The following is a 247-nucleotide window of genomic DNA, read 5'->3' on the forward strand; positions in this document are numbered from 1 at the left end:
GTACTGGACTGGCTGCAGGTAGTAAGAAACGACGAGCGGGATGTAGCAATACTTAGAGCTACTGACCAGGTCACGGTTCAAGCGACCAATCCAAACACAGATAAGAAACTCTACGCCACCCATGGCAGAAAAAAAAAGCCAGGCAAAGGCCAAGGTTACGGGCAAGAACATGATTCTATGGGTATTACACAACTGCCCCTGCCACCACCCGAGCTAGAGAGGAAAAGGATGGAGGCGGAATCTATAA

At 49.4% G+C, this 247-nt stretch carries 1 protein-coding gene; it reads left to right on the top strand.

Features of this window, described 5'->3' with window-relative positions:
- Nucleotides 1-247, top strand: a 247-nt coding sequence (locus QN399_RS26520; RefSeq protein ID WP_330201967.1) for a hypothetical protein, incomplete at both ends; no start/stop codon positions are given.

This window comes from Pseudomonas sp. 10C3, from assembly GCF_036346185.1.
Lineage (GTDB): Bacteria > Pseudomonadota > Gammaproteobacteria > Pseudomonadales > Pseudomonadaceae > Aquipseudomonas.